The organism is Pseudoroseomonas cervicalis (assembly GCF_030818485.1).
GTDB classification, from domain to species: Bacteria; Pseudomonadota; Alphaproteobacteria; order Acetobacterales; family Acetobacteraceae; genus Pseudoroseomonas; species Pseudoroseomonas cervicalis_A.
In genome coordinates this window covers 1,186,258-1,205,733 of the sequence record NZ_JAUTAJ010000004.1, presented here as the reverse complement: position 1 = coordinate 1,205,733, position 19,476 = coordinate 1,186,258, and the positions used below count along the sequence as shown (strand labels likewise).

Here is a 19,476-nt window from a genome sequence, read left to right as displayed (position 1 = left end):
GGGCTTACAGCCCCATGATGCGGTTGAAGCGGGCCAGGTCGGCCTCCGCCCCGGCGGCGGCGCGGGCGGCGTCGAAGGGCAGCAGGGTCAGGCTTTTCGGATCGGGGAAGCCGGCCGGCGGCGGCACGCCGGGATCGGCCGGCAGGAAGCCCTGGCTGGCCGCCAGCGCCTGCCCCTCGCGCGACAGCAGGAAGGCGATGAAGGCCGCCGCCGCTTCCGGGTTGCGGCTGCTCTTCAGGATCGCCGCCGGCTCGGTGATGGCGCTGACGCCTTCCTCCGGCACGATGAAGCGCACCGGCGCGCCCTTCGCCGCCTCGCGGATCGGCATGTAGTCGACGATCATGCCATAGCCGCGCTCGCCGCCGGCGACCGCCTGCATCACCGCGCCATTGCCGCCCCTCGGCTGCAGCCCGGCCGCCGCCAGCTTCTCCCAGTAGCCCCAGCCGAGGCTCGGCGTCTGCGCCACCGCCTGCACATGGATGGCGGCGGCGCCGGAGACGGAGGGGGAGGGCATGGCGGTCAGCCCGCGCGCCTCGGGGCGCAGCAGATCGGCCCAGCTCTTCGGCGTGAAGGGGGCGCGGCTGTTCATGACGATGCCGGTGGTCAGCAGCTTGGTGCCGAAATAGCAGCGCTCCGGATCGTGCCGCCCGGCCGGCGTGCCGGCGAGGTCGATCTCCGGGCTCGGCCGCAGCAGCCCTTCCTTCTTCAGCCCCTCGAAGGTCAGGCTGTCGGCCAGCAGCAGCAGGTCGGCGCGCGGCGCGCCGGCGGCCAGCTCGGCGCGCAGCCGCGGCAGGATCTGGTTGGTGCCGCCGCGGATCCACTCCACCTGCACCGCCGGGTGGCGCTGGCGGAACATCTCCACCGTGCGCGCCGCGTCGGGCTCCAGCTGGCTGGTGTAGAGCACCAGCCTGCCCGAGACACCGCCCTGCGCCCGCGCCAGGCGCGGCGCCGCCAGCGGCGACAGGCCGGCGGCGAGCGGCAGGGCCGGCAGGCTGCGCAGCAGGGCACGGCGGGGCAGCGGGATCGGCAGCCGGGTCATGATCGTCCTCGCACGAAGGGTGGCCCACGGTTCGGGGGCAGGGCGGCGCCTCACCTAACCCCGGCGGCGGCGCGGCGGCAGGGGGGTCTTGTGAAGTTTCCATGACCTGGGCCCGCCCGGCCATTGGGCAAGCCATCCGACAAGCCGGGCCGGCGCTGTCCCGGGGGCAGGTTTACAGCCTCCGGGGCGCCTCCTAATGAGGAAGCGAAGGCCGGCGCCGCCGGCCGCTGCGGCGCGCCGGCAGGATGCCCCGTCGAACGGGGTGCCGCCACGCGCCGCCGGACAGCCGGGAGGGCCAGGCCATGAGTGCGGATGACGACATCCTGTTCGAGACGCTGGAAGGCGGGCTGAAGCGCGTCACCTTCAACCGGCCGCAGGCGCGCAACGCCTTCACCTTCGCCATGTATGAGCGCCTCGCCGCCTTCTGCCAGGAGGTCGCCGAGGACAAATCGGTCCGCGCCATCATCCTGACCGGCGCCGGCGACAAGGCCTTCGCCGCCGGCACCGACATCAACCAGTTCCGCGCCTTCCAGACCCCGGAAGACGCCATCGCCTATGAGGAGCGGGTCGGCCGCGTCATCGCCACGCTGGAGGCCTGCCCGAAGCCGACCATCGCCGCCATCGCCGGCGCCTGCACCGGCGGCGGCGGCGCGCTGGCGGCCGCCTGCGACATCCGCATCGGCGCCGCCAATGCCCGCTTCGGCTTCCCCATCGCCAAGACGCTGGGCAATATCCTGTCCATGGGCGCCTTCTCCCGCCTGGTCGCGCTCATCGGCCCGTCGCGCGCCAAGGAGATGATCTTCACCGCGCGGCTGGTCGATGCCGAGGAGGGCAAGGCGATCGGCCTGCTGCATGAGGTGCTGCCGGAGGGCGCCGACCTCCAGGCCCGCGCGCTGGAGGTGGCGCGCACGGTGGCCGCCAACGCCCCCCTGACGCTGCGCGCCACCAAGGAGGCGATCAGCCGGCTGCGCCCGGCGATCTCCTCGGAGGAGGGCAAGGACCTGATCCTGATGTGCTATATGAGCCAGGATTTCCGCGAAGGCATGGATGCCTTCCTCAACAAGCGCCCCCCCGTCTGGAAGGGCGAGTGAGACCACGCCACCGATGATCCCCCGCCTTGCGGCCCTGCCGGCTCCTTCCGCCCCGGCGCTGGAATTCCTCGACGAGCTGCGGCTGCGCGGCTTCGCGGGCGATATCAGCGCCGGCTATGACGACCGGCTGATGATGGCGACCGACAATTCCATCTATCAGCGCCAGCCGCAGGCGGTCGTCTTTCCGCGGGGTGTGGAGGATCTGCAGCGCATCGCGAAGGTGGCGGGGGATCCGCGCTTCCACAGCCTCGCCATCGGGCCGCGCGGCGGCGGCACCGGCACCAATGGCCAGTCGCTGACGGAGGGCATCGTCGTCGATGTCTCCCGCCACATGAACCGGCTGCTGGAGGTGAATGCCGAGGAAGGCTGGGTGCGGGTCGAGCCCGGCCTGGTGAAGGACGCGCTGAACGCGGCGATCAAGCCGCTCGGCCTGTTCTTCGCCCCCGAATGCTCGACCAGCAACCGCGCCACGCTCGGCGGCATGATCTCGACCGATGCCTGCGGCCAGGGTTCCTGCCTGTATGGCAAGACGCGGGATCATGTGCTGTCGCTCTCCGTCGTGCTGATGGACGGCACGCTGTGGGAAAGCCGCAAGCTCTCCGACGAGGAGCTGGCCACGGTGGCCCGCCGGCAGGACATGGTGGGCGCCATCCACCGCGTCGCCGACGGCATCGCCCGCGAGCAGGCGCAGCTGATCGCCGAGCGCTTCCCGCCGCTGAACCGCTGCCTGACCGGCTATGACCTCGCCCATCTGCGCGACGAGCAGGGGCGGTTCGACCTGAATTCTTTGCTGTGCGGCTCGGAAGGCACGCTGGCGATGATCGCCGAGGCGCGCATCCAGGTGCTGCCGATCCCGAAGCGCAGCGCGCTGATCAATCTGCGCTATGACAGTTTCGACGCCGCGCTGCGCGATGCGCGGGTGCTGATGGCGCTCGGTGCTGCCTCGGTCGAGACCGTCGATTCCAAGGTGCTCGGCCTGGCGCGCGGCGACATCGTCTGGTCCGGCATCGCCGAATTCTTTCCGGACGACCCGGAAGGCCCGGCCGCCGGCATCAACCTGATCGAATTCGTCGGCGACACCGAGGAAGAGGTCCGGGAAAAGCTGGCGCCGGTCGAGGCGCGCCTGGCCGCCGAGGGCCGCGCCTTCGGCCGCCGCGGCCACACCATCGCCTGGGACGCCGCCGGCACACGCATCCAGGGCATGCGCAAGCGCGGCGTCGGCCTGCTCGGCAACATGAAGGGCGAGAAGCGGCCGATCCCCTTCGTCGAGGACACCGCCGTCCCGCCCGAGAACCTGGCCGATTTCATTGCCGAGTTCCGCGCCGCGCTCGACCGGCGCGGCCTGGAATACGGCATGTTCGGCCATGTCGATGCCGGCGTGCTGCATGTCCGCCCCGCCATCGACATGAAGGCCGAAGGCGCCGAGCAGCTGATCCGCGAGGTCTCCGACGAGGTCTTCGCGCTGACCCGGAAATATGGCGGCCTGCTCTGGGGCGAGCATGGCAAGGGCGTGCGCTCGGAATACGTGCCGGAGGTGTTCGGGCCGCTCTACCCGGCGCTGCAGGCGGTGAAGGCCGCCTTCGACCCGCGCAACCAGCTCAACCCGGGCAAGATCGCCGCCCCGGATGGCGAGGCGCTGCTGGCCATCGACCGCGTGCCCATGCGCGGCCAGCTCGACCGCACCATCCCGGCCGATGTGCGCGCTGGCTATGAGGAGGCGCTGCACTGCAACGGCAATGGCGCCTGCTTCAACTACGACACGCAGGACGCCATGTGCCCCTCCTTCAAGGTGACGGGCGACCGCCGCCACTCGCCGAAGGGGCGCGCCAGCCTGTTCCGCGAATGGCTGCGCCTGCTCTCCGCCGCCGGGGTCGACCCGGTGGCGGAGGCGCGCCGCCAGCGCGGCTTGGGCTTCCTCGCCGGGCTGCCGGCGCGCATCGGCAACAGCCTGGGCCGGCGGCGGGGGGAGGCGGATTTCTCCCACCAGGTGAAGGAGGCCATGGATGGCTGCCTCGCCTGCAAATCCTGCTCCGGCCAATGCCCGATCAAGGTGGACGTGCCCACCTTCCGCGCCAAATTCCTCGAACTCTACCACACCCGCTATCTGCGCCCGCTGCGCGACTACATCCTGGGCGGGCTGGAGGCGGCGCTGCCCAGCGCCGCGCGGATGCCGAAACTGGCCAATGCGCTGCTCGGCAGCGCGCCCGGCCGCGCCATGGGGCGCTGGATCGGCCTCGTCGATTCCCCGCTGCTGAGCGGCATCGATCTGCTCGACCAGGCCGCCGCGCGCGGCATCACCCTGGCCTCGCCCGAGGCGCTGGCCGCCATCCCGGCCGCCGAGCGCGAGCGCCATGTCGTGCTGGTGCAGGACGCCTTCACCAGCCATTTCGAGACCGGCCTGGTGCTCGACCTGGCCGAGGCCCTGTCGCGCATGGGCTTCACCCCCTGGCTGGCGCCCTACCGGCCGAATGGCAAGCCGCTGCATGTGCATGGCTTCCTCGGCGCCTTCGGGCGGCAGGCGGCGTCCAACACGGCGATGCTGCAGGGGCTCGCCGCCAGCGGCGTGGCGCTGGTCGGCATCGACCCCTCCATGACCCTGACCTACCGCAGCGAGTACAAGGAATTCGCGCCGCCCCCCGTGCTGCTGCCGCAGGAATTCCTCGCCCGCCGCCTGCCGCTGCTGCCGCAACTCCCGCCCGGCGAAGGCTTCGCCCTGCTGCCGCATTGCACGGAACGCACCAACGCCACCGCCTCGCTGCAGGATTGGCAGGCGGTGTTCATGCGCCTGGGCACGCCGCTCACCATCCTTGCCTCGGGCTGCTGCGGCATGGCCGGCACCTACGGCCATGAGGCGGAGCACCGCGCCACCTCCGAGGCGCTCTACGACCTCTCCTGGCGCGGCCATGTGGCGAAGCAGGGCGCCCGCCTGCTGGCCACCGGCTATTCCTGCCGCAGCCAGGTGAAGCGCTTCGATGGCGCGCAGCTGCGGCATCCGGTGCAGGCGCTGCTGGCGCGGCTGAAGGAGGCGCGGCCGGCTTCGGATTTGTCGAAAGCGGCATAAACCGAAAGAAAGGACCGGGAGGAAGAAGGAATTCTTCCTCCCGGACCCTCCATCATCTTCTTCCATCAGGCTGCCGCGCGCATCCTGCACGAAAGGTCCGCAGCGATGAGCGGCAGCGACGACTACGTCTATGACGAGGCCAGCGGCGAATGGCGGCCGGCCAGCGAAGTGGCCGCGGCGGCCGAGGCGGCGAAGCCCGTCGCGCGCGATGCCTCGGGGCATGCGCTGGCGGATGGCGATGCGGTCACCCTCATCAAGGACCTGAAGGTCAAGGGCACCAGCACCACGCTGAAGCAGGGCACGCTGATCCGCTCCATCCGCCTGACCGACGATCCGGAGCTGATCGACTGCAGGCATGACAGCATCAAGGGCCTGGTGCTGCGCACGGAATTCGTCAGGAAGCGCTGAGCGCATCCTCCTCCAGGAAGGCGCGCACCAGCCGGGCGCGGGCGCTGTTGCGCAGCCACAGCACACCGATGCGGCGCGGCGGGCAGGGCCGGGGCAGGGCGATGCGCGCCAGCCTCAGCCCCGCCGGCCAGGGCGGCGCCCAATCCGGCACCAGCGCCACCCCCAGCCCCCGATCCACCATCACCGCGATGGCGTCCAGCGCATCCAGCTCATAGCGCTCGCGCGGGCGGATCCGCGCCTCGCGGAGATAACGGTCGGCCAGCCGCCCGCCCCACTGGTCGCGGTCGTAGCGAATGAAAGGCTGGGTCGCGAGCAGCCCATGCGGCTCCGCATCGGCCAGCGCCTCGGGCGCCAGCAGCACCAGGGGCTCCTCCCGCAGCAGATGCCAGGCGCAGCTCTTGGGTGGCGAGAAATCCGGCTGCACGATCAGCGCCGCATCCAGCTCCCCCACCACCACGCGGCGATACAGATCGGCCGAGATGCCGGGCGAGATATGCACCTCCAGCGCCGGGTAGCGCGCCGCCATGCGCGCCAGCAGCGGCGGCAGCAGCCCGGTCAGCCCGGTGGCGATGGCGCCCAGCCGCAGCTCGCCAGCCAGCGTCTCCCCCGTCGCGGTGTCGTGCAGGTCGCGCAGCTCCCGCAGCAGGGCGCGGGCGCGCTCCAGTATGGCCAGCCCCGCTTCGGATGGCGCCACGGCGCGGCCGGCGCGCAGCAGCAGCCGCACCCCCAGCTCCTCCTCCAGCGCGCGGATGCGCTGGGCCAGCGCCGCCGGCGTCAGATTCAGCCGGCGCGCTGCCGCGGCGATCGAGCCCTCCTCCACCACGGTGACGAAACTGTCCAGGAAGCGCGTGTCCATCGGAAAAGAAATCTATCTTCCGAAAGCAGGAAAGAAAGGGTTTTCTGACGGGGACCCAGCCTCCACACTCGCCCGGTCGCGGCCTCCGGCCGCTCTGGTAGAGACTGGAAAAAACATGGATCTGGGTTTGCAGGGCAAGGTCGCGCTGGTGCTGGGCGCCGGCGGGGGCCTGGGTGGCGCCATCGCCGCCTCGCTGGCGGCGGAAGGTGCCAAGCTGGCGCTGGCCGATGTCAGCGCCGAGGGCCTGGCGCGCACCGAGGCGGTGGTGAAGGCCAAGGGCGGGCAGGCGATCAGCCTGGTCTGGGACCTGGCCGACCTCGCCGCAATCGAGACCAATGTCGCGCGCATCGAGGCCGAGCTCGGCCCCGTCGCCGTGCTGGTCAACAACACCGGCGGCCCGCCGCCGACGCCGGCCTCCGGCCAGGACCCCGCGCTGTGGGCGAAGCATTTCAACGCCATGGTGCTGTCGGTCATCGCGCTGACCGACCGCGTGCTGCCCGGCATGCGCGCCGCCAAATGGGGCCGCATCATCACCAGCACCTCCTCGGGCGTGGTGGCGCCGATCCCCAATCTCGGCATCTCCAACGCGCTGCGCTCGACGCTGGTCGGCTGGTCGAAGACGCTGGCGCGTGAGGTCGGGCGCGACGGCATCACCGCCAATATCGTGCTGCCCGGCCGCGTCGCCACCGACCGCATCAAGTTCCTCGACGAGCAGAAGGCCAAGCGCGAGAACCGCAGCGTGGACGAGGTCTCGGCCGAGAGCACCGGCTCGATCCCGGCGGGCCGCTATGGCAAGCCGGAGGAATATGGCGACACCGTCGCCTTCCTGGCCTCCGAGCGCGCCTCCTACATCAACGGCTCCGTCATCCGCGTGGATGGCGGGCTGATCCCCAGCATCTGAGGGCTCCTGCCATGTCCGTCGACGTCGCCTCGCTCGACCAGAAGATCATCGACACCCTCTCCGGCATCTCCACCGCGACGCTGACCACGGTGCTGCTGAAGAAGGGCCTGCGCAATGTGTGGATGCGCGGCACCCGCCCGCTGAAGCCGGGCCAGCCGCGCCTGGTCGGCCGCGCCTTCACCCTGCGCTTCGTGCCCGCCCGCGAGGATCTGGCGACGCCCGCCAGCTGGTCCAACCCGATCTCCACCCGCAGCGCCATCGAGGCGATGCCGGAAGGCGTCATCGTCGTCGCCGACGCCATGGGCTGCACCGATGCCGGCATCTTCGGCGACATCCTCTGCGCCCGCATGGCGAAGAAGAAGGTCGCCGCGCTGATCACCGATGGCGTGGTGCGCGATGGCGCCGGCGTCATCGGCACCGGCCTGCCGGTGTGGTGCCAGGGCAATGCCGCGCCGCCCTCCGTCGCCGGCCTCACCTTCATCAACTGGCAGGAGCCGGTGGGCTGCGGCGGCGTCGCCGTCTTCCCGAACGATGTCGTGGTGGTCGATGATGACGGCGCCGTGCTGATCCCCGCCGCCCTGGTCGACGAGGTCACCGAGCTCGCCGCCGAGCAGGAGGCGCAGGAAAGCTGGATCATGGGCGAGGTCGAGAACGGCGCCTCGCTGCCCGGCCTCTACCCGCCCAATGCCGAGAACAAGGCCCGCTACGAAGCCTCCCGCAAGAAGTAGTTTTTTCGGCGCCGCCGGACGCTGTCCGGCGGCGCAGGCAATGGACGCAGGGGGCGCCGCCCGCTGCGTCAAAAACCGAAAAAAAGCCGGACGTGGCACGTGCCCCCGTTGCAAGAGGGGCGTGGCGGCGGACCGGCTGGGGAAAAGGAACATGTCCATGCAGACCACCCGCCGCAGCCTGGCTGCGCTGGGCGCCGCGAGCCTGTTCGCGCCGCGCCTGGCCCGCGCCGCCGCCTGGCCGGCCGAGCGCCCCATCATCGTCTATGTGCCCTTCCCGCCGGGCGGCGGCGTGGACCAGATGGCGCGTGTCGTGCTGCCGCATGTGCAGCGCCACCTGCCCGGCGCCACCTTCGTGGTGGAGAACCGCCCCGGCGCCGGCAGCCAGATCGGCATGGAGGCCGCCTTCAACGCCCGTGCCGATGGCTATGTGCTGGGCGCCGTCACCTCGCCCGCCATGATGACCATCCCCTATGAGCGGCAGGTGCGCTACCGCGTGCGCGACTTCACCTACATCGCCAATGTGGTGGACGATCCGGGCGGGCTGTGGGTGAAGGCGGATTCGCCGATCCGCACGCTGCAGGACTTGCTGGACCGCGCCAAGAAGGAGCCCGGCACGCTGAGCTTCGGCACCACCGGGATCGGCTCCGACGACCATCTGGTGATGCTGGAGGTCGAGGATGCGGTGCAGGGCGTGCGCTTTACCCATGTGCCCTTCAACGGCGCGGCGCCGCTGCAGACGGCGGTGCTGGGCGGGCATCTCGATGTCGGCTGCTTCAATGTCAGCGAGGGCGGGCCCGGCTATCGCGATGGCCGCTTCCGCTGCCTGGCCCAGGCCGGCGCGCAGCGCGACCCGGCGCTGCCGGAGGTGCCGACGCTGACCGAGCAGGGGGTGAAGGTGGTGGCCGGCGCGCAGCGCGGCATCGTGGCGCCGCCGAACCTGCCGCCCGAGATCGCGCAGAAGCTGGAGGCCGCCTTTCGCGCCGCCCTGGCCGACCCGCAATTCCTGGCCGATGCCGAGCGCATGGTGCTGCCGGTGAAGGCGATGGTGGGGGCGGAGTATCGCGACGCCGTGCTCGGCCTGGATGCGCGGCTGCAGGAGATGTGGTCGCGCAAGCCCTGGCGCGATCAGTAGCCGCGCGCGGCCGCGGGGCAGGGGGCGCGCAGCCCCCTGCTGCCGCCCGCGTCAGACCGCCTTGCGCAGATTGGGCGAGGCCTTGAAGCGCACCGTCTTGCCGGCCTTGATCTTCACCGGCTCGCCGGTGCGCGGGTTCATGCCCTTGCGCGCCTTGGTCTTGCGCACGGTGAAGGTGCCGAAGCTCGGCAGGGTGAAGCCGCCTTGCTTCTTCATGTCCTTGACGATGGCGGCGATCAGTTCGCCGGCCGCGCGATTGGCGGCGACGCCGGTGCAGCCCAGGGAATCCTGCAGCACCTGCGCGATGAAAGCCTTCGACATGCCTGTGTGACTCGCTTGCTTCTACGATTTTCTTGGGAGTGTCGGAAATTCCGGCAGGCTTCGCTTAGCAAGCGGCGCAGGGCTTCGCCAGCGACCGGCCGGCCGGCGGCGGCGATCCGTGCCGCGCTGTGGCCGCGATGCCGCGCCCACCCGGCGGCGGCATGGCCGCTGTGCCTGACAGCGATCTCCGCAACCGGGCGAGGCGGGCGCTGTGCGATACGAAGCCGGGAAAAGGCCGCGCCGAAGCGCTTGATGGCCAGGCGGGACGCAGCCCGCCGGCTTCCCGCCACGTCCCTTGCGGGGCGCGGCGGGGCTCGGTGTCAGATGGCGGCGGCCAGATCGCCCTGGGCCTGCTTCCAGGCGCGCAGCCGCTGCAGCGCTTCCTCCAGCACCGCCTCGCGCTTGCAGAAGGCGAAGCGGACGAAATTCTTCGGCGCATCCGCCCCCGCATAGAAGGCGGAGACGGGAATGGCCGTCACCTTCGCCACCTCGGTGATGTGGCGGCAGAAGGCGATGTCGTCGCCGGCGAAGCCGAGCGGCGTGAAGTCGCAGGTGATGAAATAGCTGCCCTGCGTCGGCAGTACGCCGAAGCCGAGCTCGGCGAGGCCCTGGGCCAGCAGGTCGCGCCTGGCCTGCAGCTCGGCCGAGAGGCTGGCGAAATAGGCATCGTCCTTGGCCAGGCCGACGGCCACCGCGCGCTGCAGGTTGGGCGCGGTGGTGAAGGTCAGCATCTGGTGCGCCTTGGCCACATTGGCGGCCAGGCTGCGATCGGCGGTGATGTAGCCGACCTTCCAGCCGGTCAGGCTGAAGGTCTTGCCGGCCGAGCCGATGCGCATGCAGCGCTCCCGCATGCCCGGCAGCGTCATCAGCGGGATGTGCTTCCAGCCATCGAAGGTCAGGTGCTCATACACCTCGTCGCAGACCGCGTAGGTGTCGTGGCGCTGGCAGAGCTCGGCGATATAGGCCAGCTCGGCGGCGGTGAAGACCTTGCCGGCCGGGTTCATCGGGCTGTTGAGCAGGATCGCCTTGGTCTTCGGACCGAAGGCCGCGGCGAGCTCGGCGCGCGGCAGCTCCCATTTCGGCGGGCTGAGGCGCACCAGCTTCGGCACCGCGCCCAGCAGCCGCACCACCGGCAGGTAGGTGTCGTAGAGCGGCTCGAGCAGCACCACCTCGTCGCCCGGATTGATCACCGCCATCAGCGAGGCGGCCAGCGCCTCGGTGGCGCCGGAGGTGACCACCACCTCGGCATTCGGGTCGATCTCCAGCCCGTAGAAGCGGCGATTCGCCGCCGCCACGGCCTGGCGCAGCTCCGGCAGGCCGGTCAGCGGCGGGTACTGGTTGCGATTGTCGAGCAGCGCATCGGCCGCGGCCCGCACCACATCCTCCGGCCCCTCGTAATCCGGGAAGCCCTGGCCGAGATTGATCGAGCCATGCTGCACGGCCAGCGCCGACATGACGGTGAAGATGGTGGTGCCGGTCGCGGAGAGCAGGTCGTTCTGCGGCTTCATGGGCGCTGTCTGTCCAAAGCACGGCCCCGCCTTACGGCGGCGGGGGAGGGGGCGGCCCGCTGCTCCGGGGGCGATCGCCCCCCGCCCCGGCCCCGGGCGCGGCAGGATAATGGAAGCCCGGACCCGGCCATGCAACCGTGCTCTGTGCATGCCTGCCACTGAATCAGGCAGCCTGCCTCGGAAGCAGGCGGAGGCTTGTCCGGCGGCGTGTAAAATCGCGCTGCGCGCCATTGCCCGCCCGCCGCATGGCATGCGACACAGCAGCACGAACCGGCCTGCCGCGAAGGCGGCGAAGGCCGCGGAAACCCGGGAGGAAGGAAGGCCGGCACGAACCCTGCATCAGGGCCCGTGCCGTGGACGGAGCCGATGAAGAAGATCGAGGCGATCATCAAGCCCTTCAAGCTCGACGAGGTGAAGGACGCGCTGCACGAGATCGGGCTGCAGGGCCTGACCGTGGTGGAGGCGAAGGGGTTCGGTCGCCAGAAGGGGCACACCGAACTGTATCGCGGCGCGGAATATGTCGTCGACTTCCTGCCGAAGGTGAAGATCGAGGTGGTCTGCTCCGACGACCTGGCCGAGCGCGCCATCGAGGCGATCCAGGCCGCGGCGCGCACGGGCCGCATCGGCGACGGCAAGATCTTCGTCTCCGACGTGCAGGAAGTGATCCGCATCCGCACCGGCGAACGGGGCGAGGACGCGGTCTGACAGACGCTTTGCGGCTGCCGCGCGCGGGGGCGTGCGGCGCCGCCAATGCCATGCGGCGGAGGCGCGCCCCGAGGGGCCGCCCCGCTCCACGCGGCGAGGGTTCGGACCCCGCCTGCGTGACTACCGATTGTCGTTAGGGGAACAGGACCACACACGATGGCGAAGAAGCCCGCAGCAGCAACGCCCAGCGCTGTCTCCAAGGTCATGGAGATGATCAAGGAGAACAGCGTCGAGTACGTGGACTTCCGGTTCACGGACCCGCGCGGCAAGTGGCAGCACACCGCCCAGCACGTCTCCACCATCGAGGAGGAGATGTTCACGGACGGCATCATGTTCGACGGCTCCTCCATCGCCGGCTGGAAGGCGATCAACGAGTCCGACATGATCCTGATGCCGGACGCGACGTCGGCCTGCATGGATCCGTTCGCCGCCAAGCCGCAGCTGATCCTGTTCTGCGACATCATCGAGCCGTCCACCGGCCAGGCCTATTCGCGCGACCCGCGCTCGACCGCCAAGAAGGCCGAGGCGTATCTCGCCTCCACCGGCATCGGTGACACCGCCTTCTTCGGCCCCGAGGCCGAGTTCTTCATCTTCGACAACGTGAAGTTCGGCACGGGCGGCAATTACGGCATCTACCAGCTCGACAGCATCGAGGGCCCCGGCGCCAGCCTGAAGGATTATCCGGAAGGCAATATGGGCCACCGCCCGGGCGTGAAGGGCGGCTACTTCCCGGTGAACCCGGTCGACAGCGAGGTCGACCTGCGCGCCGAGATGCTGTCCACCATGATCGAGATGGGCGTCGTCGGCGAGAAGCACCACCATGAGGTGGCGCAGTCGCAGCACGAGCTGGGCACCAAGTTCGGCCCGCTGGTGATGCAGGCCGATCACATGCAGATCTACAAGTATGTGATCCACAACGTCGCGCACAGCTACGGCAAGACGGCGACCTTCATGCCGAAGCCGATCTATGGCGACAACGGCTCGGGCATGCATGTGCACCAGTCGATCTGGAAGGCCGGCAAGCCGCTCTTCGCGGGCAATGGCTATGCCGACCTGTCCGACTACGCGCTGTGGTACATCGGCGGCATCATCAAGCATGCCAAGTCGCTGAACGCCTTCACCAACCCCAGCACGAACTCCTACAAGCGCCTGATCCCGGGCTTCGAGGCCCCCGTGCTGCTGGCCTATTCGGCCCGCAACCGCTCGGCCTCCTGCCGCATCCCGTATGCGACCAACCCGAAGGCCAAGCGCGTCGAGGTCCGCTTCCCGGATCCGACCGCCAACCCCTACCTGGCCTTCTCGGCGATGCTGATGGCCGGCCTCGACGGCATCAAGAACAAGATCCATCCGGGCGAAGCCATGGACAAGGATCTGTACGACCTGCCGCCGGAGGAGCTGAAGGGCATCCCGACGGTCTGCGGCTCGCTGCGCGAGGCGCTGGAGTCGCTGGCCGCCGACCACGAGTATCTGCTGGCCGGCGACGTGTTCTCGAAGGACCAGATCGAGTCCTATATCGAGCTGAAGTGGCAGGAGGTGTACCGCTTCGAGCACACCCCGCACCCGGTCGAGTTCGAGATGTACTACTCGGTCTGATCCTGCACGGATCGACGGACGGAAGCGCTTCGGGGGAAACCCCGGAGCGTTTTTTTATGGGCCGGGGAGGATAACGATATGACAACGACGAAGGGGGCACCGCAGCTCTTCGCGCGAAAGCCGAGACTGCCCATGAACCGCAAGGAGCGCTTCTACACGGGGACGGTGCTGCCCGGGATCATCTGGTCCGACAGGCTGCAGCGTTTCCTAGCCATGTTGGGGCCGGGTTATCAGGGCATCGAAGTCTCGCCCGACGGGTCCAATGTACTGTTCTTCACCGAGTACGATCTGCGCGATGCCATACGAGGCAATCGATCCGCTGGCTGGCAGCATCTGTGTGAGGAGGAGAAGTCAGATTATTCGGGCGACACGCCGGATCTGGTAATCCTGATCGAGGGTCCTCGTCCCCTGTTGCTCGTGATCGAGGCAAAGCTGTTCAGCAATGCCACTAAGGACGGGATCACCGGCCAGATCGAAAGACAAAAGAACTGTGTCGTCGAACCGCTCAAGCGCATTCTGGGCGATTGCGAGATCCTGCAAATCGCTCTTCTGACGGACAAAGCGCGGGCGATTCTCTTCCCTTGCGGCACTCGGACGGATTTCGAAATCCTAACATGGGACTGTATCGTCGGAGGATACAGAGAGGTTTCTGAGGCCGGTTACTGGGTAGAAGTCCTGGATTACGCTCTGCGCTCCTACGATGAGCTCTTGGCAATTCGCTCGCCCAATTCCGGACATGGGGTAGATTATCTGCTGGCACAGACCATCCTCGACTATGTCGATGATTCTGTGATGCCAATCCGCTATGTGGGCGCGCAGCCAAAAACTTGGTGGGCATTGCGAGAGGAGGTGAGGCTCGGCCTTCCTCCTAAGATCAAGCTGGCGGTGACCGATGCTGAAGAGCGGCCCAGTGACCGCTACCTTAGCCTACGTGCTTTCCGACGGCTGATGAGTGTTTGGGAGAGAATGGCAGACCGCGCCCTGCGGTAGGCCGAGCTCTCACAGGACTCGCGTTCCGGAGATGAAGCGCACTGGTGATAGCGGCCCATCTCTCAACCCGGCCACGGCAGTCTGACAGAAAAAAGAAGGGGTCCAGGGGAATTCATTCCCCTGGCCTTTGTCATGCTTCCGCCAGCAGCCTCGCCCCATGCTTCAGCGAATGCTCGCTGATGCGGATGCCAAGCCCCGGCGTTTCCGGCACCACCACTTCGCCGCGGCGCTGCGGGATGCGCTCTTCCAGCACATCCTCGGTCAGCACATGGTGCGGCATGTAGAATTCGCAGCCGAGCGAGATGCCGGGCGTTGCCGCGATCAGTTGCGTGCCGGCGGCGAGCGCGATGCCGCCCTCCCACAGCGTGCCGCCATAGCCGGGGATGCCGGCGGTGTCGGCGATCGCCATCAGCGCCTGCGCCTTCAGCAGCCCGCCGCATTTCATCAGCTTCACGCTGATGGCGTCGGCGGCCTGGCGGCGGACGATCTCCAGCAGGTCGGTGGCGTCGAAGCAGCTTTCATCCGCCAGCACCGGCGTGTCGAGGGCGGCGCAGAAACCGGCCATGGCGTCCAGATGCCGGCGCGGCACCGGCTGCTCGATGAAGGTGGGGCGGAAGCGGTCGACATCGCGCAGCACATTCATGGCGCGGAACGGCTCCAGCGCCTGGTTGTAGTCCAGGCGCAGATCGATGCGGTCGCCGAAGGCGTCGCGCATCGCCTCCAGATGCGCCATGTCCTCGGCATGCGGCTTCACGCCGGTCTTCACCTTGAACAGGCGGTGGCCCTGGCCGACCATCTCCTGCATGCGCGCCAGGTCGGCGGCGAAATCCGGATCGGCGATGGAGAAGGAGAGGGGGATGGTGTCGCGCACCCGCCCGCCCAGCAGCTCCGACATCGGCAGCCCGGTCTGCTGGCCCATCAGGTCCAGCAGTGCCATCTCCACCGCCACCTTGCTTTCCGGGTGTCCGGTCAGCGCGCGGTCCATCTGCGCCATCAGGCTGCGCAGCCTGAACACCGGCGCGCCGATCACCAGCGGCCGCAGATAGACGTCGAGCGCCAGGAAGGCGCCCTCCGGCGTGCCGGTGAAGACCTCCCAGGGCGCGGCCTCGCCCCAGCCGATGGCGCCGTCGCTGGCGGTCAGCTCCAGCAGCACGCGGCGCACGCTGCCCTGCACCGAGCCCACGCCCTGGGCGCGGGCCATCCTGATCGGGCTTTCCACCAGGAAGACCCGCATGCGTTCGACGACAGGGCCGATGCTCATGGTCTCAGCCTTCCCGCTGGCGGTGGAAATGCGAGAGGAAGGCGCGCGTCGCCTCCTCCCGCGGGGTGTCGATGACCTGGCGGGCCGGTCCGTCCTCGACGATGACGCCGTCGCGCAGGAACACCACGCGGTCGGCGACGTCGCGGGCGAAGGCGATCTCATGGGTGACGATGACCATCGTCATGCCCTCGGCGGCGAGCGACTGCATCACCGCCAGCACCTCGCCCACCAGCTCGGGGTCGAGGGCGCTGGTCGCCTCGTCGAACAGCATCACCGCGGGCTGCATGGCCAGCGCGCGGGCGATGGCGACACGCTGCTTCTGCCCGCCGGAGAGGCGGGAGGGATATTGCTCCGCCTTTTCCGCCAGCCCGACCTTGCCGAGCAGCCCGCGCGCCAGCGCCTCGGCCTCGGCGCGCGGCATGCGGCGGACGGTCAGCGGGCCTTCCATCACATTGGCCAGCACGGTCATGTGCGGAAACAGGTTGAATTGCTGGAACACCATGCCGGTGGCGGCGCGGAAGCGCGCCATGGCCTGGGTGCCGGGCAGCGACACGGCGCCGCCGAAGGCGAAGCTCTGCTCGCCCACCCGCACGCGGCCGCCATCCGGCACCACCAGCAGGTTCAGGCAGCGCAGCAGCGTCGACTTGCCGGAGCCGGAGGGGCCGATGAGGGCCACCACCTCGCCCTTGCGCACCTGCAGGTTGACGTCGCGCAGCACGGTGTTGGCGCCGAAGCGCTTCTGCAGCGCGGCGACCTCGATCATGGTCTGGTCCATCGTCTCCGCCTCCTCAGTCGGACCGCGCCAGGCGGCGCTCCAGCCGGCCGACCAGCAGGGTCAGCGGGAACAGCACGACGAAATAGATGATGGCCACCACGGTGTAGATCTCGAGCGGCCGGTAGCTGTCATGCGCCGCCGCCTGGCCCTGGTAGAGCAGGTCGGGCACGGCGAGCACCGAGACCAGCGAGGTGTTCTTCAGCTGGATGATCGACTGGTTCATCAGCGGCGGCACCATGCGCTTCAGCGCCTGGGGCAGCACGATGCGGCGCATCGACTGCGCCGGCGTCATGCCGAGCGCCAGCGCCGCCTCGGTCTGGCCGCCCTCGATGGAGGCGATGCCGCCGCGCACGATCTCGGAATAGAAGGCGCCACCATAGAGGGAGAGCGCCAGCACGCCGGCGGTCGTCGCGCTCATCTGGATGCCGGTCAGCATCGGCAGGGCGTAGTAGAACCAGACCAGCTGCACCAGGATCGGCGTGCAGCGGAACAGCTCGACATAGGCCTGGGAGACCCAGCGCAGCGGCGCCAGGCGCGACAGCCGCAGCAGGCCGGAGAACAGGCCGATGGCGAGGCCGAGCAGCACGATGGCGGCGGTGAAGGCCAGCGTCACCCAGAGGCCGTTGACGAAGAGCCAGCGATAGCTCCAGACGACGGCGAAATCCCAATTGTACATGCAATCTTCCCGTCGGAGGGCGGGGGCCAGGGCCGGGGCGCGCCACAGGCGTGCCCCGGCGGCGGCGTCAGAGCGTCACGCCCGGCGGGAAATCGGACTCGGAGATGCCGACCAGCTCCATGTTGCGCAGGATGGCGCTGCGCACGGCGCCGAGGCCCTTGTTGAAGTCGATCCAGGTGTTGACGAAGTCGCGCCAGGTCTTGTCGGGCTCGCGCCGGAAGCCGGCATTGGAGGTGGTGGCGAAGACCGGCGCCGGCACCACGACATGGCCGATATTGGCGTTGCGCTTCACCGCCGTCAGCGCCAGCAGCAGCACCAGGCATTGCGCGTCGGCGCGGCCGGACTGCACCGCCATCGTCGCCTCGTCGGCGCTCTTGAAGCGGCTGATGTGCGCCTTGGGGCAAAGCCGCGTCACCACCTGGTCCTGCGAGGAGCCGCTGTCGACGGCGATCTTCACCTCGGGCGCGTTCAGCTCGTCCCAGCTCCTGGGCGAATAGCCGCGCTTGGCGATGAAGCTGAAGGCGTTGCTGAAGCAGGGGACGGAGAAATCCACCACCAGGGCGCGGCGCGGCGTCGGGTTCAGGCCGAAGAAGATGTCGATCTTGTTCGACTGCAGGTCGAGGACGGCATTGCCCCAGGTGGTCTCGGTCAGCTCCAGCTCGGCTTCCAGCTCCTCGGCCAGCATCTTCAGCAGGTCGATGTAGAAGCCGCGCCACTGACCGGAGGCGAGATCCTTGTGGTAGTAGGGCGCGCCGCCCACCACCGCCGCGCTGCGCAGCTTCTTGGTGCGGCGGATGCGGTCGAAGGTCGTCTCGTTGGCCCCCTGCGCCAGCGCCGGGGTCGAGAGGCTGGCGCCCATCGCCAAGGCGAGCCCGGCGGCGGTGCCGATCATGCGGCGTGAAACCATGAACTGTCTCCTGCGGCGGCGCGGCGCGGCCCGGGGGCCGGCGCCAGGCCGGGTGGTGATGCGTCCCTGTCGGATCTGGCGTGTGCCGTCACGTCGCGGCTTGGCTGTCTTCATAGACCCGTCCGCGCCGCACGGGGAGACGCCTTGCGCAGGGAGAGAATTGTGAAGCCCCCCGGCGCCCCCGTATCCTGCTGCAACACAGCATTCGCGGAGCACGCCGCCTTGGATCGTTTCTTCAAGCTGGCCGAGCGCGGCACCACGCCGCGGCAGGAGGTCCTGGCCGGCCTCACCACCTTCCTCACCATGGCCTACATCATCGTGGTCAATCCGGGCATCATGGCGCAGGCCGGCATGGACCAGGGCGCCGCCTTCGTCGCCACCTGCCTGGCGGCGGCCATCGGCTCGGCCCTGATGGGGCTGCTCGCCAACTATCCGGTGGCCCTCGCCCCGGGCATGGGGCTGAACGCCCGCTTCGCCTTCGTGGTCGTCGCCGGCATGGGGGTGTCCTGGCAGGTGGCGCTGGGCGCGGTGTTCCTCTCCGGCCTGCTCTTCCTGGTGGTGTCGCTGAGCGGGCTGCGCGAATGGCTGATCAACGCCATCCCGCTGTCGCTGAAGCTCGGCATCGCCGCCGGCATCGGCTTCTTCCTGCTGCTGATCGGGCTGCAGGGCATGGGGCTGGTGGTCGACCATCCGGTGACGCTGGTCACCCTCGGCTCCTTCCGCAATCCGGCGACGCTGCTCTCCTGCTTCGGCTTCCTGCTGACGGCGGGGCTGCTGGCGCGCGGCGTGACGGGCGCCATCGTCATCGGCATCCTGGCCACCGCCGCGCTCGGCGTGCCCTTCGGCCTGACGCAGTTCCACGGCATCGTCTCGCTGCCGCCCTCGCTGGCGCCGACCTTCCTGCAGATGGATCTGGCCGGCGCGCTCGGCCTCGGCCTGCTGGTGATCGTCTTCACCTTCTTCCTGGTCGACCTGCTGGACAACACCGGCACGCTGATCGCCACCACCCACCGCGCCGGGCTGATGCGCAAGGACGGCACCGTGCCGCATCTGGGCCGGGCGCTGATGGCGGATTCGGGCGGCTCGATGATCGGCGCCGTGCTCGGCACCTCGACCACCGTCTCCTATATCGAGAGCGCCGCCGGGGTGCAGGCGGGCGGCCGCACGGGGCTGACCGCCATCACCGTCGCGGTGCTGTTCCTGCTGGCGCTGTTCCTGGCGCCGCTGGCGACCTCGATCCCGGCCTTCGCCACGGCGCCGGCCCTGGTGCTGGTGGCCTGCCTGATGGCGCAGAGCCTGCGCGAGCTGCATTGGGAGGAGCCGGCCGACTACCTGCCGGCGATCATCACCGCGCTGGCCATGCCGCTGACCTTCTCGATCTCGACCGGCATCGGGCTCGGCTTCATCAGCTATGCGGCGATCCAGCTGATGGCGGGCAAGGCGCGGGCGGTCAGCGGCGCCGTCTGGGTGCTGGCCGCCGCCTCGGTGGTGAAGTTCTACCTGGCCGCCTGAGGGCGGCAGGAC

At 69.4% G+C, this 19,476-nt stretch carries 18 protein-coding genes; 10 read left to right on the top strand and 8 right to left on the bottom strand.

The genetic code is table 11. The features are described from left to right. Window positions 1-4: 4 nt before the first annotated feature. Entirely contained in the window at window positions 5-1,039 is a 1,035-nt protein-coding gene (locus tag QE401_RS09490; RefSeq protein WP_307137969.1) for an extracellular solute-binding protein, read from the bottom strand. A 302-nt stretch (window positions 1,040-1,341) separates the two neighbouring features. Between QE401_RS09490 and QE401_RS09485 the strand changes: the two genes are divergently transcribed. The 3 genes from QE401_RS09485 to QE401_RS09475 all read left to right on the top strand — a co-directional run bounded on the left by QE401_RS09485 (window position 1,342) and on the right by QE401_RS09475 (window position 5,599). Continuing rightward, the gene (locus QE401_RS09485; RefSeq protein WP_307137968.1) at window positions 1,342-2,130 is read left to right on the top strand and encodes an enoyl-CoA hydratase/isomerase family protein; all 789 of its coding nucleotides are present in this window, start codon (window positions 1,342-1,344) and stop codon (window positions 2,128-2,130) included. Window positions 2,131-2,143: 13 nt separating this feature from the next. Continuing rightward, window positions 2,144-5,191, top strand: a complete 3,048-nt coding sequence (gene ydiJ / locus QE401_RS09480; protein WP_307137967.1) for a D-2-hydroxyglutarate dehydrogenase YdiJ — start codon at window positions 2,144-2,146, stop codon at window positions 5,189-5,191. A 105-nt stretch (window positions 5,192-5,296) separates the two neighbouring features. Further along, on the top strand, window positions 5,297-5,599 hold the full coding sequence (locus QE401_RS09475; protein WP_307137966.1) for an alkylphosphonate utilization protein: 303 nt from the start codon (window positions 5,297-5,299) through the stop codon (window positions 5,597-5,599). On the opposite strand, the gene QE401_RS09470 is transcribed toward QE401_RS09475, so the two are convergent. After that, the gene (locus QE401_RS09470; RefSeq protein ID WP_307137965.1) at window positions 5,586-6,455 is read right to left on the bottom strand and encodes a LysR family transcriptional regulator; all 870 of its coding nucleotides are present in this window, start codon (window positions 6,453-6,455) and stop codon (window positions 5,586-5,588) included. The genes QE401_RS09475 and QE401_RS09470 overlap by 14 nt on opposite strands. Window positions 6,456-6,570: 115 nt before the next feature. Between QE401_RS09470 and QE401_RS09465 the strand changes: the two genes are divergently transcribed. The 3 genes from QE401_RS09465 (at window position 6,571) to QE401_RS09455 (ending at window position 9,216) form a co-directional block, all read left to right on the top strand. Then, window positions 6,571-7,356 carry an SDR family oxidoreductase gene (locus tag QE401_RS09465; RefSeq protein ID WP_307137964.1) on the top strand — a complete coding sequence of 262 codons (786 nt, stop codon included), beginning with the start codon at window positions 6,571-6,573 and terminating at the stop codon, window positions 7,354-7,356. Window positions 7,357-7,367: 11 nt separating this feature from the next. Next, window positions 7,368-8,084, top strand: a complete 717-nt coding sequence (locus tag QE401_RS09460; RefSeq protein WP_307137963.1) for a ribonuclease activity regulator RraA — start codon at window positions 7,368-7,370, stop codon at window positions 8,082-8,084. A gap of 157 nt (window positions 8,085-8,241) precedes the next feature. Continuing rightward, the gene (locus tag QE401_RS09455; RefSeq protein WP_307137962.1) at window positions 8,242-9,216 is read left to right on the top strand and encodes a Bug family tripartite tricarboxylate transporter substrate binding protein; all 975 of its coding nucleotides are present in this window, start codon (window positions 8,242-8,244) and stop codon (window positions 9,214-9,216) included. 51 nt (window positions 9,217-9,267) lie between these two features. Here the strand turns inward: QE401_RS09455 and QE401_RS09450 are convergent, their stop codons facing one another. After that, window positions 9,268-9,537, bottom strand: a complete 270-nt coding sequence (locus QE401_RS09450) for an HU family DNA-binding protein (RefSeq protein ID WP_307137961.1) — start codon at window positions 9,535-9,537, stop codon at window positions 9,268-9,270. Between the two features lie 320 nt (window positions 9,538-9,857). Beyond that, window positions 9,858-11,045 (bottom strand): aminotransferase, encoded by a 1,188-nt coding sequence (locus QE401_RS09445; RefSeq protein ID WP_307137960.1) that lies wholly within the window; start codon window positions 11,043-11,045, stop codon window positions 9,858-9,860. Between the two features lie 366 nt (window positions 11,046-11,411). Between QE401_RS09445 and QE401_RS09440 the strand changes: the two genes are divergently transcribed. From QE401_RS09440 to QE401_RS09430, 3 genes are all read left to right on the top strand, one after another. Next, entirely contained in the window at window positions 11,412-11,750 is a 339-nt protein-coding gene (locus QE401_RS09440; protein ID WP_007002535.1) for a P-II family nitrogen regulator, read from the top strand. A 156-nt stretch (window positions 11,751-11,906) separates the two neighbouring features. Beyond that, window positions 11,907-13,343 carry a type I glutamate--ammonia ligase gene (gene glnA / locus QE401_RS09435; protein WP_307137959.1) on the top strand — a complete coding sequence of 479 codons (1,437 nt, stop codon included), beginning with the start codon at window positions 11,907-11,909 and terminating at the stop codon, window positions 13,341-13,343. A 78-nt stretch (window positions 13,344-13,421) separates the two neighbouring features. Then, window positions 13,422-14,333, top strand: coding sequence for a hypothetical protein (locus tag QE401_RS09430; RefSeq protein WP_307137958.1), 912 nt, complete (start codon window positions 13,422-13,424; stop codon window positions 14,331-14,333). A gap of 130 nt (window positions 14,334-14,463) precedes the next feature. Here QE401_RS09430 and QE401_RS09425 read toward each other — a convergent pair whose 3' ends face one another. From QE401_RS09425 to QE401_RS09410, 4 genes are all read right to left on the bottom strand, one after another. After that, complete coding sequence (locus QE401_RS09425; protein ID WP_307137957.1) at window positions 14,464-15,594, bottom strand: enolase C-terminal domain-like protein; 1,131 nt, start codon at window positions 15,592-15,594, stop codon at window positions 14,464-14,466. A 4-nt stretch (window positions 15,595-15,598) separates the two neighbouring features. Next, window positions 15,599-16,369: an amino acid ABC transporter ATP-binding protein gene (locus QE401_RS09420; RefSeq protein WP_307137956.1), complete on the bottom strand. Its 771-nt coding sequence runs from the start codon at window positions 16,367-16,369 to the stop codon at window positions 15,599-15,601. A gap of 13 nt (window positions 16,370-16,382) precedes the next feature. Then, entirely contained in the window at window positions 16,383-17,045 is a 663-nt protein-coding gene (locus QE401_RS09415) for an amino acid ABC transporter permease (protein ID WP_307137955.1), read from the bottom strand. 67 nt (window positions 17,046-17,112) lie between these two features. Further along, window positions 17,113-17,952: a transporter substrate-binding domain-containing protein gene (locus tag QE401_RS09410; RefSeq protein ID WP_307137954.1), complete on the bottom strand. Its 840-nt coding sequence runs from the start codon at window positions 17,950-17,952 to the stop codon at window positions 17,113-17,115. Window positions 17,953-18,174: 222 nt separating this feature from the next. On the opposite strand from QE401_RS09410, the gene QE401_RS09405 reads away from it, so the two are divergent. Beyond that, on the top strand, window positions 18,175-19,464 hold the full coding sequence (locus QE401_RS09405; RefSeq protein WP_307137953.1) for an NCS2 family permease: 1,290 nt from the start codon (window positions 18,175-18,177) through the stop codon (window positions 19,462-19,464). Window positions 19,465-19,476 lie beyond the last annotated feature (12 nt).